17 protein-coding genes are annotated in these 13,108 nt (G+C 56.0%); 13 read left to right on the top strand and 4 right to left on the bottom strand.

Annotation, left to right across the window (positions count from 1 at the left end; genetic code table 11):
* Positions 1 to 218 precede the first annotated feature (218 nt).
* From msrB to ACZRJ6_RS24945, 4 genes are all read left to right on the top strand, one after another.
* Positions 219 to 662, top strand: coding sequence for a peptide-methionine (R)-S-oxide reductase MsrB (gene msrB, locus ACZRJ6_RS24960; RefSeq protein WP_003464965.1), 444 nt, complete (start codon positions 219 to 221; stop codon positions 660 to 662).
* A 1-nt stretch (position 663) separates the two neighbouring features.
* The gene (gene msrA, locus ACZRJ6_RS24955; RefSeq protein WP_003464967.1) at positions 664 to 1,203 is read left to right on the top strand and encodes a peptide-methionine (S)-S-oxide reductase MsrA; all 540 of its coding nucleotides are present in this window, start codon (positions 664 to 666) and stop codon (positions 1,201 to 1,203) included.
* A 140-nt stretch (positions 1,204 to 1,343) separates the two neighbouring features.
* Positions 1,344 to 2,048: a glutathione S-transferase N-terminal domain-containing protein gene (locus ACZRJ6_RS24950; protein WP_003464969.1), complete on the top strand. Its 705-nt coding sequence runs from the start codon at positions 1,344 to 1,346 to the stop codon at positions 2,046 to 2,048.
* The gene (locus tag ACZRJ6_RS24945) at positions 2,045 to 3,013 is read left to right on the top strand and encodes a magnesium and cobalt transport protein CorA (protein ID WP_003464971.1); all 969 of its coding nucleotides are present in this window, start codon (positions 2,045 to 2,047) and stop codon (positions 3,011 to 3,013) included. Before ACZRJ6_RS24950 ends, ACZRJ6_RS24945 begins: the two co-directional genes overlap by 4 nt.
* A 204-nt stretch (positions 3,014 to 3,217) precedes the next feature.
* Here the strand turns inward: ACZRJ6_RS24945 and ACZRJ6_RS24940 are convergent, their stop codons facing one another.
* Entirely contained in the window at positions 3,218 to 3,385 is a 168-nt protein-coding gene (locus ACZRJ6_RS24940; protein ID WP_016487060.1) for a hypothetical protein, read from the bottom strand.
* A 75-nt stretch (positions 3,386 to 3,460) separates the two neighbouring features.
* Between ACZRJ6_RS24940 and ACZRJ6_RS24935 the strand changes: the two genes are divergently transcribed.
* The 3 genes from ACZRJ6_RS24935 to ACZRJ6_RS24925 all read left to right on the top strand — a co-directional run bounded on the left by ACZRJ6_RS24935 (position 3,461) and on the right by ACZRJ6_RS24925 (position 5,330).
* Positions 3,461 to 4,474, top strand: coding sequence for a zinc-binding alcohol dehydrogenase family protein (locus tag ACZRJ6_RS24935; protein WP_002118279.1), 1,014 nt, complete (start codon positions 3,461 to 3,463; stop codon positions 4,472 to 4,474).
* A 72-nt stretch (positions 4,475 to 4,546) separates the two neighbouring features.
* Positions 4,547 to 4,978 (top strand): GlcG/HbpS family heme-binding protein, encoded by a 432-nt coding sequence (locus tag ACZRJ6_RS24930; RefSeq protein ID WP_005006001.1) that lies wholly within the window; start codon positions 4,547 to 4,549, stop codon positions 4,976 to 4,978.
* Between the two features lie 58 nt (positions 4,979 to 5,036).
* A complete protein-coding gene (locus ACZRJ6_RS24925; RefSeq protein ID WP_010591688.1) occupies positions 5,037 to 5,330 on the top strand; it encodes a DUF1330 domain-containing protein in 294 nt (97 codons plus the stop codon).
* A gap of 325 nt (positions 5,331 to 5,655) precedes the next feature.
* Here the strand turns inward: ACZRJ6_RS24925 and ACZRJ6_RS24920 are convergent, their stop codons facing one another.
* On the bottom strand, positions 5,656 to 6,126 hold the full coding sequence (locus ACZRJ6_RS24920; protein ID WP_003464979.1) for a TlpA family protein disulfide reductase: 471 nt from the start codon (positions 6,124 to 6,126) through the stop codon (positions 5,656 to 5,658).
* 422 nt (positions 6,127 to 6,548) lie between these two features.
* On the opposite strand from ACZRJ6_RS24920, the gene ACZRJ6_RS24915 reads away from it, so the two are divergent.
* From ACZRJ6_RS24915 to ACZRJ6_RS24895, 5 genes are all read left to right on the top strand, one after another.
* Positions 6,549 to 7,196 (top strand): sulfite oxidase-like oxidoreductase, encoded by a 648-nt coding sequence (locus ACZRJ6_RS24915; protein ID WP_002118288.1) that lies wholly within the window; start codon positions 6,549 to 6,551, stop codon positions 7,194 to 7,196.
* Entirely contained in the window at positions 7,189 to 7,935 is a 747-nt protein-coding gene (locus tag ACZRJ6_RS24910; RefSeq protein ID WP_002118292.1) for a ferredoxin reductase, read from the top strand. The genes ACZRJ6_RS24915 and ACZRJ6_RS24910 overlap by 8 nt, the downstream gene beginning before the upstream one ends.
* 453 nt (positions 7,936 to 8,388) lie before the next feature.
* Positions 8,389 to 8,661 (top strand): glutaredoxin 3, encoded by a 273-nt coding sequence (gene grxC, locus ACZRJ6_RS24905; RefSeq protein WP_005005995.1) that lies wholly within the window; start codon positions 8,389 to 8,391, stop codon positions 8,659 to 8,661.
* A 67-nt stretch (positions 8,662 to 8,728) separates the two neighbouring features.
* Positions 8,729 to 9,010 carry a DUF427 domain-containing protein gene (locus ACZRJ6_RS24900; protein WP_003464986.1) on the top strand — a complete coding sequence of 94 codons (282 nt, stop codon included), beginning with the start codon at positions 8,729 to 8,731 and terminating at the stop codon, positions 9,008 to 9,010.
* Between the two features lie 169 nt (positions 9,011 to 9,179).
* A complete protein-coding gene (locus ACZRJ6_RS24895) occupies positions 9,180 to 9,446 on the top strand; it encodes a hypothetical protein (RefSeq protein ID WP_003464988.1) in 267 nt (88 codons plus the stop codon).
* An 860-nt stretch (positions 9,447 to 10,306) separates the two neighbouring features.
* Here the strand turns inward: ACZRJ6_RS24895 and sdhC are convergent.
* Complete coding sequence (gene sdhC, locus ACZRJ6_RS24890; protein ID WP_005005993.1) at positions 10,307 to 10,681, bottom strand: succinate dehydrogenase, cytochrome b556 subunit; 375 nt, start codon at positions 10,679 to 10,681, stop codon at positions 10,307 to 10,309.
* 730 nt (positions 10,682 to 11,411) lie between these two features.
* Between sdhC and ACZRJ6_RS24885 the strand changes: the two genes are divergently transcribed.
* Positions 11,412 to 11,930, top strand: coding sequence for a YkgB family protein (locus ACZRJ6_RS24885; protein WP_003464991.1), 519 nt, complete (start codon positions 11,412 to 11,414; stop codon positions 11,928 to 11,930).
* Positions 11,931 to 11,959: 29 nt separating this feature from the next.
* On the opposite strand, the gene ACZRJ6_RS24880 is transcribed toward ACZRJ6_RS24885, so the two are convergent.
* Positions 11,960 to 12,805: an AraC family transcriptional regulator gene (locus ACZRJ6_RS24880; RefSeq protein ID WP_003464995.1), complete on the bottom strand. Its 846-nt coding sequence runs from the start codon at positions 12,803 to 12,805 to the stop codon at positions 11,960 to 11,962.
* Between the last annotated feature and the right edge of the window lie 303 nt (positions 12,806 to 13,108).

Genomic DNA, 13,108 nt, shown 5'->3' with positions numbered 1-13,108 from the left:
ATCGTGCTTTTGTGTTATTTTTTTAATATTTACTGATTACGTACTTGCTTAACCACTCAGTTGCGCTAGAACTAATAGACGCGAAATTTAAATCTCTAATTTTCCAACACTTAGTAAAACCTCGTTTGCCATCCCACTACCATTGTAGGAGCAAATCAGGAGACATAAAAAATTAGCGGTAGCGTGCCTGGCCCTCTAGATAAGTATTGGAGACTGTAATGAAGTTTGAAAAGTCACAGACAGCAATCGACCACCTGACTCCCGAGCAACACCGAATTACCCAGGAGGCGGGCACCGAAAGGCCCTTCACGGGCGAGTACAACGACAACAAGGAGCCTGGCATCTACGTCGACATAGTGTCGGGAGAGCCACTGTTCGCTTCGACGGACAAGTTCGATTCGGGTACTGGCTGGCCCAGCTTCACCAAGCCGATCGTTTCGGCAAACGTGAACGAGGTGCGGGACAGCGCACACGGCATGGTCCGGACGGAGGTCAGGTCAGTACACGCAGACAGTCATCTCGGCCATGTGTTCCCCGATGGTCCTTCCGACCGCGGCGGTCTGCGGTACTGCATCAACTCAGCGTCCCTTCGCTTCATCCCGCGCGACGAGATGGAGTCCGAGGGATACGGTGAATATCTCGATCAAGTAGAGGAGGCTTAACATGCATCAGCGCGCTGTTCTCGCAGGAGGATGTTTCTGGGGCATGCAGGATCTGATCCGCAAGCGGCCCGGCATCATCTCGACCCGTGTGGGTTACACGGGCGGCGATATTCCGAACGCCACGTATCGTAATCACGGCACGCATGCCGAGGGGATCGAGATTGTCTTCGACCCGACAGTGACGAGCTACCGGAACATCCTGGAATTCTTCTTCCAGATCCACGATCCGACGACGCTGAACCGCCAGGGCAATGATCGTGGGCTCTCCTACCGGTCGGGCATCTATTATGTCGACGAGGAGCAGAAGCGCGTCGCCGAGGATACGATCGCCGATGTGGATGCCTCGGGGCTGTGGGATGGCAAAGTGGTGACCGAGGTCCAGCCGGTCGGCGAGTTCTGGGAGGCCGAGCCCGATCACCAGGATTATCTGGAGAAGCGCCCGGGCGGCTACACCTGCCACTTCGTCCGTCCCGGCTGGGTGCTTCCGAAGCGCCAAAAGGTTGACGACGTACAGCCAGCGGCCGGGACCGCGGCGGAATAGGCTTCACTGCCGTTGCCACTGCGCCGATCCGGTCCGCAATCTTCGTGACCGCGTCGTTCAGCGACGCGGTCATCGAACCCTACTTCAGAGTGACGGCTCGTTCCAGTCAGTCGCCATCGCAACACCAGGATCGCAGATTTATGCCAGACCTCTCGTCCTTTCCGATCACGCAGCGCTGGCCGGCATCTCATCCCGATCGCCTGCAACTCTACGCAGCCCCTACGCCCAATGGCGTCAAGGTCTCGATCATGCTTGAGGAGACTGGCCTGGCGTACGAGCCCCACCTGATCGACATCTCGAACAACGAGTCGAAGGATCCGGCGTTCGTGTCGCTGAACCCGAACGGACGCATACCGGCGATCATCGATCCGGCTGGCCCTGACGGTAGACCCATCGCCTTATGGGAATCCGGTGCGATCCTCCTCTATCTGGCCGACAAGACGGGTCAGTTCATCTCCACCGAACCAGGCCAGCGTTACGAGACCCTAGCGTGGGTGTTCTTTCAGATGTCGGCCATCGGGCCGATGTTCGGTCAGCTCGGCTTCTTCCTGCGATTTGGCGGCAAGGACTATGAGGACAAGCGGCCGCAACAGCGCTTTATCGACGAATCCACGCGTCTGCTGGGGATTCTGGATCGCCGGCTGGAAGGCCGCGACTGGATCGTCGACGACTATTCGATCGCGGACATCGCGACGCTCGGCTGGGTGAATGCGCTGGTGGAATTCTACGCTGCGGGTGACATCCTTGGCCTCAGCAGCTTTTCGAACGTCCGCGCATGGCTTGGACGCGGGCTGGCTCGACCGGCCGTCCAGCGTGGCCTCCACATTCCCGCGAGGCCAGCATGAGCATCATCGCCGCCTATTATTACAACGAAGGCAAGCGAGTTCGCGAAATCGCGCTCGATGAGCACGTCAAGTTGGGCGAGAGTCGCTCGGGCTTCTGCTGGATCGCGCTTAGCGAACCCACCCCCGAGGAACTACTCGCGATCCAAAGGACATATAATCTTCATCCGTTGGCGATCGACAACGCGATGCACCCGCTGTGCCCGCCCAAGCTCGAGGTCTACAACGATGAGTTGTACGTCGTCGCGCAGACCGCCGAGCTGGTCGGCGACCGGATCAGCTACGGCAAGATGGCGATCTTCACCGGTCACAATCACCTTATCACCGTGCGGCACGGCAATGCCGGAGCGCTGGGCAAACTTCGGGAGCAACTCGAGGCATCGCCGACGCAGTTCGGCAAGGGTGTCGACTATGTGCTGCACGCGATCTTGCATCGCGTGGTCGACCAGTATCTGCCCATCTTCGAAATGATCGAGGACGACGTCCTGGCGATGGAGCGACGGTCGCTGCACGATTTCCTCGGGCCAGAAGAGGTGGCGCGAATCTTCGAACTAAGGTCCGAACTCACGCGGTTCCAGCGCACGCTCGGGGCTATGGCCGAGCTGGTGCGAAAGCTCGTTCGCGGCCACTTTCCCTGCATCAGCGCCGAAATGACACCATATTTCCACGACGTCGCGGACCATGTCCACCGCGTGCAGTCCATGGTCGACGGCCTCCTGCTTGTCCTGTCCACGGTCTTTGAGGCCAGCAGCCTTCTTGAAGCGCAAAGGACGGGGGTGATCACCCGCCAGCTGGCGGCTTGGGCGGCAATACTGGCAGTCCCGACGGCGATCGCTGGAATATACGGCATGAACTTTAAGCACATGCCGGAGCTGGACACGGCCTACGGATACTTTGTCGTGCTCGGAGTGATAGCGATATCGTGCGTTTTCCTATTTGTGCGCTTCAAGAAGGCTAAGTGGCTGTGAATACTGCCCATCGTTTTCTTCGCCGTCATCTGACGGTTACAGCGGGCCTTATACGGAAGCTTGTCCAATCCAACTCAAGATGAAGGTGCGTCCATGACATAGCAGCTGACCGACGCTCTACAAGCAGTTCAGTCCTTCATCGCCAAGGGCTAAGACCGCGAATAGCGCGTCAAGGACAGCAATCTCGTCGATCTCGAGCCAGGATCAACCATCGGTCCGTGCGGCATCTGCGTCGACGCGGCGTTTCGCCTCGGAAGCGGTGATGATGGCGATAACGCCTCCACCCTCTACGCGATCACCGATCCGGCGACCGAGCATAAGGGCCTGTTGATCGACGTGTTCGATGAAATCTGCTACCGCGACCCAGTTCAAGAGTCGGGACCTCAATGTAGAAGAAGTTGACTAACGAGCATTCGCGTCATCCGATCAAGCAAGCTGGAGACATTTATGAAAGCCATTGGTTACAAGGTTCCGGGACCCATCGCCGCGGATGCCGCGCTGGTCGACATCAATCTGCCTCGGCCTGTCGCTGCAGGATACGATATCCTGGTTGAGGTGAAGGCCGTCTCGGTCAACCCGGTCGACTACAAGGTCCGCAACAGCACGCCGCCGGCAGATGGCGATTGGAAGGTGCTGGGATGGGATGCCGCCGGGATTGTGCGCGAGGTCGGCCCCGACGTCACGCAGTTCGAGTTAGGCGACGAGGTCTATTATGCCGGATCGATCACACGGCCCGGTACCAATGCGGAGTTCCATCTCGTCGACGCCCGGATTGTCGGTCACAAACCTGCGTCGCTCTCCTGGGCGGAAGCGGCGGCGCTGCCGCTGACGACGTTGACGGCCTGGGAGGCGATGTTCGACCGCCTGGACGTGGCGAAGCCCGTACCCGGTGCGGCGGAGGCGATCCTCATCATCGGTGGCGCGGGCGGGGTTGGGTCGATCGCCGTCCAGATCGCGCGACAGCGCACGGACCTCACCGTCATCGCCACAGCCTCTCGACCGGAAACCCAAGAGTGGGTAAGAGGGCTTGGAGCTCACCACGTCATCGACCATTCTCGTCCGCTCGCGCCACAGATCGCCGAACTCGGCATCGGTGCTCCCGCTTTCGTCTTTTCGACCACACATACCGAGCAACATGTCGCCGACATCGCCGAACTGATCGCCCCACAAGGACGGTTCGGACTGATCGACGATCCCAAGGCATTCGATATCATGGTTTTCAAGCGCAAGGCGGTGTCGATCCACCACGAGCTGATGTTCACGCGGTCGATCTACGGCACGCCCGACATGAATGAGCAGGGCGAGATTCTGGATGCGATGGCAGCGCTGGTTGACGACGGCAAAATCCGCACGACGCTGACCCGGCGACTGTCGCCGATCAATGCCGCCAATCTGAAGACGGTGCATGCACTGATCGAAAGTGGCGCGGCTAAAGGCAAGATCGTCCTCGAAGGCTTCTAACGACCGCGATCGCCAAACATCTTGTCCAACCTCAAAAAGCCGAACGGGTTATGCCCCAGCGATGAGAATCCCATGACCAAATCTATTGCCACCGCCTCGATCAACCGCGAAACCGCAGTCGCCCTCATCGACGCGGCGCTCGCTGCGGCCCGTGCCATCGGCATCCCGGCTGCCGTCGCCGTCGTCGACGCCACCGGTAACCTGCGCGCGTTCGAGCGCACCGACGATGCGCCGTTCCTTACCGTCGATGTTGCCATCGACAAGGCCTGGAGTTCCGCCTCGTTTGGGTTCCCGACCCATGTCTGGAACGACTATGTGACCAACGATCCAAAAGTGGCGCCGCTAGCCTATCGCCCTCGGATGGTCGCTGTCGGCGGCGGTTATCCGATTCTGGAGGATGGGAAGTTGATCGGCGGCATAGGCATCTCCGGAGGCAACTATCAGCAGGATCAGGATGCGTGCGTCGAGGCACTCATGAAAATCGGGTTCCAGTTGCCAGCCTGACGACTGTGAGGCCATCACCGGTGGTAATGGCCAACAGATCCAACCTTTGAGAGGCCTAATGATGGAAGCGTTCGTCGTCTTTACGCGGGAAGAAACCAGCGACCCACATGCACTCGCAACCTATTCTGCAGGCGTCGGACCATCGTTCGATGGTCACGACGTTACCTTTCTCGCCGCTTATGGCGCGATCCAGCATTTGGAGGGGCCGCCCATCGAAGGGGCCGTAATCTTGCGTTTCCCGACGATGCAGGCCGCTCGCGACTGGTATGACAGTCCCGCCTACCAAACCATCGCTGCTCAACGCTTTGCCGGTTCCCGTTACCGCGCCTTTATCATTGAAGGGCGGCGGTGACATACCGACAGAAGCACTTCGGCGCTGACCACGAGGTATCGGCGTGTGAACTCGCATCTTGGGAATCTGTGGGGGGGACCAAGACAGCGGCGCTAGGGGCTCATATCGTCGATCGGATCAGAGAGTTGCTCGGCGAGAATGGGTTATCTATTGCCGAGCTGACGGAGCGGAGCCGCCCTCTCCCAACGGATTGATTCAATCGTTGACGCTCCTCCTATCCGGATCCGGGTTTTCGCACGCTGATCAACAGAGTTACAGCGCGCAACGCCTGTAGTGGGCATCAGGGGATGGGTGGCAATCAGGATGATTGCCCACCTTCCAACGATTAACCTTGCTCAAGTTGCTTCACTAGTCGCTCCGCGTCGAGATGGAAGTCCGAGAAAACAATGCTACCGCCAGCGTCGATAACCGTAAACCACGGAGTTCCTCGTGTGCGGTAGTCTTCCATGAAGGTTGGAAACGGCGAGCCGGTCGGTTGCTCGTCGTGACCGAAAACGATAGGAAGCTCATACTTGAGCTGGTTCACGCGCAACTTCTCGAAGGTATTCTCATGCGTTCCTTCGAAGACGGTCTGGATCACTGCGAACCCCACGTCTTTTGAGCTCAACGCTGCATGCAACTTTTGTAGCGTCGGAAACCCATGCAAATGGCAACCTTGGCACCAATGCTGGAAGGCAAACAAGATTTTCGGGCCGGGCCCGATATCTGACAGTTTGAACGGCGCGATACTTTCCCCATCTTTGCCAATCCATTTTTGCACCCGCAGCTCAGGCGCTTGTCGTTCGATCTCGTTCATCTGATCCTCCAACCCCGATACAGAAGCTTAGTGGATGATCGCGCGTCGCGACGGTGCGCGAACGTCCGACCTTATTTTCCCTATTTCCTGAAGCCAGAATAGATCAGATCGACATTTCGTCCTTAATATACTCAAGCTGCCGGCGAGCGCGAACTGGGCAACCATGCGCTGGTGAGCCTTGAGCTTTGCACGCTGCCCATCCGTTTGAGAGCGAACCTGCAACTTCCGCTCCGCATACCGCAGATCAGCGTACGCAGCCTTGGGGTTATCTACCCTATAGCCATTGGGTATTGGGAATCATGCTGGCCTGACGCTATGTTCGATACGCGATTTTTTACGATGATAGAGCATCTGTATCTGATTTTTAGTCGATTGGCTTATTCGGCGGATGTGCGGGCAAATGCTTTACGCAGAGTACTGAAATGAAGGCCGGCTTCGGTCTGCCGTATCGAGCAAGAGGGGTCACTATGGTCACCAGAGGTTTCACCGGTCGCGGTTCAGGCGACCAGTCCGATCGGATTCCGCCAGGTCAGCATCTGGTGGAGGATTTCCCTGTTCTGTCGGCCGGCCCTACGCCGAGGGTAGAGCCCTCCGACTGGAAATTCACAGTCAAAATTGGTCCGAAGCCCGTCAAAACGTGGAATTGGGGCGAATTCAACACTCTACCAAAGACCCAGGTGACAAAGGATATTCACTGCGTCACCTCTTGGTCCAAACTGGATACCGTTTGGGAGGGTGTACTCATTGAAGACATCCTTGCAGATGCAGAGCTTGATCGGCCTACCGATTTCGTCTTGGCGCACTGCTACGATAATTATTCGACAAACGTCCCTCTGACGGATCTGCTTTCCGGGAAAGCGATGGTCGCCCTCAGTTATGCGGGCAAGCCACTTTCCCGCGATCATGGGGGGCCGGCGCGTCTTCTAGTGCCGCACCTTTACTTCTGGAAATCCGCCAAATGGGTGAATGCGCTGCAATTCACGACGCGTGACGAGGCCGGCTTTTGGGAGCTGCACGGCTATCACATCTACGGCGATCCGTGGCGCGAACAACGATACACCCATGACTGAAAACGAAGCGCAAGTCCGTTCGTGGCAATCATGCGTGATCGACGACATCATCCAGCAAACACCGAGTATCAAGAGCTTCTTCCTTCGGTTGAGCAAGCCGTTCGCGCACACCGCAGGTCAGCACGTCGATATCCGGCTGACCGCGCCCGACGGCTACAGTGCAATGCGCAGCTACTCGATCGCGTCATCGGCAGTTTCGACCCCGATCGTCGAGATAGCTATCGAGCGCATGCCGGATGCCGAAGTTTCGCCGTTTTTTCACGACATCGCGGCGATTGGTGACGAAATCGAAGTTCGCGGTCCGCTCGGTGGCCATTTCCTTTGGCCTGAGCCTGCCATAGATCCGGTTCTGTTGATCGGGGGAGGCTCCGGCCTCGTGCCGTTGATGGCAATGATCCGGCAGCGCCGCGCATTGGCCCAAGCCGTTCCGACAGCGTTGCTCCTGTCCGCACGAACCGCCGAGGACGTTCTCTTCTCAGAAGAACTTCATTGCATCGAAATCAGCGATCCGGCGTTCGTCCTGGCGCTCGCGATTACGCGCGAGAAACCGGTTCGCGCATCGGACTTTGCGCGACGGATCGACGGCATGATGGTCCAAGAAATTCTAACCAGGCTTCAGGGAAAGCCGACGCAAGTGTTCGTCTGCGGGTCTAACGGATTCGTCAACATCGCAACCGATAGCGCGCTGCTGGCGGGCTTGGACGCCTCCATCATCAAGACGGAGCGCTACGGGGGCTAGCGGCGCGAGCTATCTCACGTCGCGCCGATCGTAGACGTGCGCCCTGGGAAGCTTTGGCGATCAACGTGAACCGTTTTGCCGAACACAGTCTTCGTACCCCCCGGCCTCTAGAACGCCTTCGCTCGCGATACCTGGCTCGACATCAAGCTCAATTTGAAAGTTCCTGCACTATCCGTCGTCCTGATATGCTCGACCAGCATGATGGGCGATTCGAGCGGGACCGCTTCCGTCCCAATCGAGGCTCGGTTACCTTAGAGCATCGGCTCGGCGCTACAGGAGGCGCGTGCGGCCTCTGCCTGGCGGTGAAAGCACTTTGGGCCATGTCGCCTGGATAGCGGCCAATCGTCAGCATCTGCTCCGATGTCGGCCAAGGTGCAGTCGCCATCTTTGAACGCCGCGAATTGGAGATCAACGCCATGACAGCGATCCGCGTGCAACTGCCGGAGATGCAATATGACAACTGATGTATTGCTGTACACCACGAATTGGTGCCCGTTCTGCCGCCGAGCGAAGGCGCTCCTCAAGGAAAAGGGCGTGCGATGGAAGGAGCTCGATATTGAGGCGGATCCGGCTCACCGGCAGGCCATGGCGGAAGCGTCGGGGCGAAGCTCCGTGCCGCAGATCTTCATCAATGGCACCCTTATCGGTGGCTCCGATGAGCTATTCGCGCTCGATGTCAGAGGCGAGCTCGACAAACTTCTCGGGCGCAACCCGCCTGCCACCTGAGGAGGTGCGGCTTGGGGCAGCCAGCCCGCGAGCCTTCGCCGGTTGATGAATACAAAAGGAGAGTCCGTTGGTCTCAGCCATCTGGAAAGACACTACTATCGCCACAAGCGACGAAACAGTCATCGTCGAGGGAAATCACTACTTCCCACCGTCAGGAGTCGACCTGAGCCTGCTTGAGATGAGCCCGCACACATCTGTCTGTCCGATCAAAGGCGCCGCGCGCTTCTTTCATGTTCGCGCGGGTGACGCGCTCAACGTGAACGCCGCTTGGACCTATCCCGCCCCCACTCCGGATGCCGAGGGTATCCGGGATTACATCGCTTTCTGGAAAGGCGTGGACGTTGCCTAGCAGACTGGACGGACGACTTCGCTGATAGCCATGCGGGCGCCGACATCTCAATTATCCTGCCCACCCCGGGCCTCGTCGGCTGCAGGAATCTGCCCGGCACCTTAGCGCGACCCGGCACTGGCGGTCTCGCACCCGCCGCGCCTCTGTTCTATCAATAAGGATGGATGACATGGAGCATTCCGAGTTCGATGCCGCTTTCGCGAAGCTTGCGGAGGGATACAGAGAAGGGACTTATGAAGGCCGGCGTTTCAGCTTGATCGTCCGGCGATCTGGGGACGGACGTCGCAACAGTCTGTTCGCCAGGGAGTTGGACGGGACTGACATTGTCAGCTTCAACCTCTTCCGCGTTACATCAGATAGGACATTGTTGAAGCCGTGCGAAATGTCCGCCGAAAAGGTCGTAGCGTTCGTGCTGGAGTTCCGACCGGACACCTGACGGGCAGAAGAAGATCCCGGCCAACCGGCGCGCCTGCGACGGCCGGCTATCTAAGGCTGCGCAAGCCTATAGCCGCAGCTCATTGCACTTCGTCTGGCGAGGAATTCAACATCGATACGTCGCCATCCGCGGGGATATCGGTACAGGCGCCCGTGTAAGCCAGATTGAGAAATCCTAAGCGATGACTAACACCAATGACGCCACCCTTCCGACACATTCTATTCTTGAGGAATGCACAGCGATGGCTGTCGTCAACGCTCTGAAGATTATTCTGAAGAACAGCTACGCGATCTACCTTAAGACAAAAAATGCCACTCGGGCGCATCCCGCCCCTACTTCAGGGACTTTCACTTGCTTCTCGCTCTGTCACTCACAGCATCGGCACGCCCATGACGCATGGTATCCAGGCCTCATAATTTTCCCATATAACCTTCTTGTCTTTTGCGCACCCAGAAAGACTCGAGGCTTTAACTGGACAGATGAGCCCTCGAGGGTAGTGTTCACCTGATTGGCTTTCTCATATCTGATGTTGATTCGCACAGTGTGCCAACCAGGTGATAGTTTCAAAAAACCTGCGCTTCAGAGCGAATTAGACGATCTTCGATAAGAGCGATCCGCCTCAAAATCCAAAACATCTAACATTGTCCTAGAGCCATATTTGTACCTAGTACTATGGCGCTCCCATTAACACATTTGATGATGCACAGAAAACTTAGCTCATGATAGCTTTCAGCTAACAGCTATTCGGAAGCCCGAAAGGATTCAACCGTTTAAGCGTGAACCGTCGATTATAAATACTTTCGTAAGTTAGCTTTAAAGGACGCTTTTAGTCCTTGTAAATACGCATTACGACTCCACAGCTACCAAATCCATACGGCGCCAGCAACCATTAAAACACCCGACACTACTAAAACAATAGTAGAGGCGCGATTGCTGCCTTTCAAAGTATGACCAACACCCACATCCATAACTAGGTGTCGAATTCCGGCTACGAGATGATAAATAAATGAAGAGTATACCAACCAGAAACTAACTTTGCCGAAAGGTGAAGAAAAAATCTCCTTGACTTCATTAAAACCCTTTTCTGACTCCAACGATTTGCTCAGCATATACAGTATCAGTCCCAGAAAAATAAAGAGCATAATTCCTGAAATCCGGTGCAGAATCGATGTAAGCGCCGTGAGAGGAAGCTGAATGGTTCGAATATCAAGATTAACCGGCCGCTTTTTATTCATTTTGACTCCAGTCAACAATTCTAGTGGGGGATTTCAGTTTTCGATCTCATTCATCATAGCAGCTGTAACTAAGGCTGGCGGCGACAATAATGGAGATATTCGGGGCTTACGTTGCATTTTGAGGTCGCAAGTGCATGTGCGTAAATTGAAGCAAATTGCAAGGTTATGCCCAATAGGTAGCTAGCTTATTAATTTAACAAAAGTGACGTGTGTCGTTCTGCAGGGCATGCTGTTCCCCAACCCTGGAAAACCTATCCTCTTTAACACGTCAAAGTCGATTGATAGGCTTGCTGCAACAGCTATCTGCCCGGTTGAAGTCGAAGATCGATGTATCTGTAGGGTTTGGAAATAAATGCGGGCGCCCACCGCACTCACGGCTCAGTTACCATTCTTTGTGCATCGCGGCCGCGCGGCTAGTTGGTAGCTGTTCTAAGCCTAGTCAGTGCCGCCCTTCGCCCCAAGCCCCATAGTCAGATTTGAGAAATGACAGTAGGCGATGCCGCAACGCGCTTCATCGACCTATGTAAAACGACTCCTTTATCGAAATAGTGCACTCATCGCTCTCCACGGCGATCCCTTCATCGCGAATTGCACCGCCCAAGACGATCTGCACTGAAATCAATACTTTCTGATGCCTCTTGATTAGAGATGCCAGCCATAATCATCTCATCGCCAACGCATACGGCGTTCGGCAGCCAACACACTCTCACTCACTACTGGAAGCTCAGACATGAAAACCATAGGCATTGAAAACTCGAAGTCCAGCGTACAGGCCCACTTAACGCTTGGAACCAAAACTATGGGGCTAGGTATCTATGGCGCGTACTTGGCTCTCGCTATTATTTACTTCTGGTTCGGCGGCATGAAATTTACCCACTACGAGGCCGAGGGCCTGGTTCCACTGGTGAGCAACAGCCCGCTTTTGGGATGGGTGTATAGCATTTTTTCGGTCGACATGTTCTCCAGCCTGCTCGGCATACTAGAGATTTCGATCGGCACTCTGATCGCAGGCCGCATGCTGTCGCCCAAACTATCCGTGGTAGGAGGCGCTCTGTCTGCAGGCCTGTTCTTCACAACCCTTAGCTTTATGTTTTCCACTCCGGGCGTCATTGAGCCTAGTTTAGGGTTTCCGGCGATTTCCGTTGCGCCAGGTCAGTTTCTGCTTAAAGACTTAGGGTTGCTTGCTGTTTCGATATTTGTGGCAGGCCATTCGCTGGTTGAACTGGAAAAACGTAAAATTAATGCATAATTTTTTCAATGGCTTAAGGCAGTAATGCCTTAGGCCTTTTTGCCATCATTTTCCCCCGCCAGATCTTTCAACCAGTCACGAGGGCTCAACCCCGTCTTGCGTCTAAATGCGCGAGACAGCGCCGAAGGACTTTCGTAGCCGACTTGAGCTGCAATCAGCGTAATCGAGCGCCCTTCTCGCATCAGCTTCTGAGCCAGGCTAACTCGCCAACTCAACAAATAATCAGCAGGCGTCTGTCCGATGACACTCTTGAAATGCACGGCATACGCAGCGCGTGACATATTTGACTCACTGGCCAGCTCTGCTATTGACCAGGCATGTTCCGGGGAGTTGTGCATCTGTAAAAGCGATCGGGCAAGCCGCATGTCGGCCAGTCCAGCCATCATTCCGGTGCGCAACTGGTGATGATCGAGCAGGTAACGGAGCAACAGAATGATTAGGAGCTCAAATAAGCGCTCAAGCGCGGCTTCCCTTCCACAATGCACATTTGCCGCCTCGGCAAACATCCACTCCAACGTGTCTGCCAGCATGGGCAGATCATCGAGTGCGAGCACCAAACAGTCCGGTAATGAAGCCGACAAAGGATTATCAATTCCGCCCTCAAACTCCATGGAAGCACACAACAACTTTGCGCCATCGGACTCACCCGCAAACAATTGATGCTTGGCGGGGCGTGGCATAAAAATCAAGCTAGGGCGAGTGAGCTGCAAATCCTTGCGATCGGGACCAAGCAACGTCACGCTGCCGGCCTGAAGCAGATGGATATAACCTCGCCGCTCGGCGCCATCGTAAGATGCAGAGCCGCATAGGTCGCCGTCATAGAACAGATTGGCCCGCACGCCGAACCGCGAGAGCAAATTAGACAAACGATCCATTGGCCGATCCTTGACGAGTCAGAACGCACAGACCATACCATCTGCGTTGTCGTTCAGTGCCTGTAGCGAACATGCCGGCGTAAATCAGCCAACGGATAAAGTGATCACTGAGCAGCTCAGCCTCCCTTTCCAGTTCGGCTGTTAAAAAAACAACACCGTTGTTTGAAAGCACCAGCAAATCAAGTGCTCACTCTTCTATTTTACGGGGTTGTACGCCGGAATCCCAGAAATTTCCGTCAGCCCAGCTCCAGTCCCGCCACGAGCGCATCCAGGTCGATGAACTTGCCGTCAGTCTGGAAGGTG

This window comes from Pseudomonas sp. C321 (genome assembly GCF_055407105.1).
This window is presented reverse-complemented; position numbering and strand designations above follow the sequence as displayed.

Bases quoted from the DNA above. Each gene is read 5' to 3' on its own strand.
- msrB (WP_003464965.1), top strand. From the start codon at position 219: ATGAAGTTTGAAAAGTCACAGACAGCAATCGACCACCTGACTCCCGAG.
- msrA (WP_003464967.1), top strand. From the start codon at position 664: ATGCATCAGCGCGCTGTTCTCGCAGGAGGATGTTTCTGGGGCATGCAG.
- ACZRJ6_RS24950 (WP_003464969.1), top strand. From the start codon at position 1,344: ATGCCAGACCTCTCGTCCTTTCCGATCACGCAGCGCTGGCCGGCATCT.
- ACZRJ6_RS24945 (WP_003464971.1), top strand. From the start codon at position 2,045: ATGAGCATCATCGCCGCCTATTATTACAACGAAGGCAAGCGAGTTCGC.
- ACZRJ6_RS24935 (WP_002118279.1), top strand. From the start codon at position 3,461: ATGAAAGCCATTGGTTACAAGGTTCCGGGACCCATCGCCGCGGATGCC.
- ACZRJ6_RS24930 (WP_005006001.1), top strand. From the start codon at position 4,547: ATGACCAAATCTATTGCCACCGCCTCGATCAACCGCGAAACCGCAGTC.
- ACZRJ6_RS24925 (WP_010591688.1), top strand. From the start codon at position 5,037: ATGATGGAAGCGTTCGTCGTCTTTACGCGGGAAGAAACCAGCGACCCA.
- ACZRJ6_RS24920 (WP_003464979.1), bottom strand. From the start codon at position 6,126: ATGAACGAGATCGAACGACAAGCGCCTGAGCTGCGGGTGCAAAAATGG.
- ACZRJ6_RS24915 (WP_002118288.1), top strand. From the start codon at position 6,549: ATGAAGGCCGGCTTCGGTCTGCCGTATCGAGCAAGAGGGGTCACTATG.
- ACZRJ6_RS24910 (WP_002118292.1), top strand. From the start codon at position 7,189: ATGACTGAAAACGAAGCGCAAGTCCGTTCGTGGCAATCATGCGTGATC.
- grxC (WP_005005995.1), top strand. From the start codon at position 8,389: ATGACAACTGATGTATTGCTGTACACCACGAATTGGTGCCCGTTCTGC.
- ACZRJ6_RS24895 (WP_003464988.1), top strand. From the start codon at position 9,180: ATGGAGCATTCCGAGTTCGATGCCGCTTTCGCGAAGCTTGCGGAGGGA.
- sdhC (WP_005005993.1), bottom strand. From the start codon at position 10,681: ATGAATAAAAAGCGGCCGGTTAATCTTGATATTCGAACCATTCAGCTT.
- ACZRJ6_RS24885 (WP_003464991.1), top strand. From the start codon at position 11,412: ATGAAAACCATAGGCATTGAAAACTCGAAGTCCAGCGTACAGGCCCAC.
- ACZRJ6_RS24880 (WP_003464995.1), bottom strand. From the start codon at position 12,805: ATGGATCGTTTGTCTAATTTGCTCTCGCGGTTCGGCGTGCGGGCCAAT.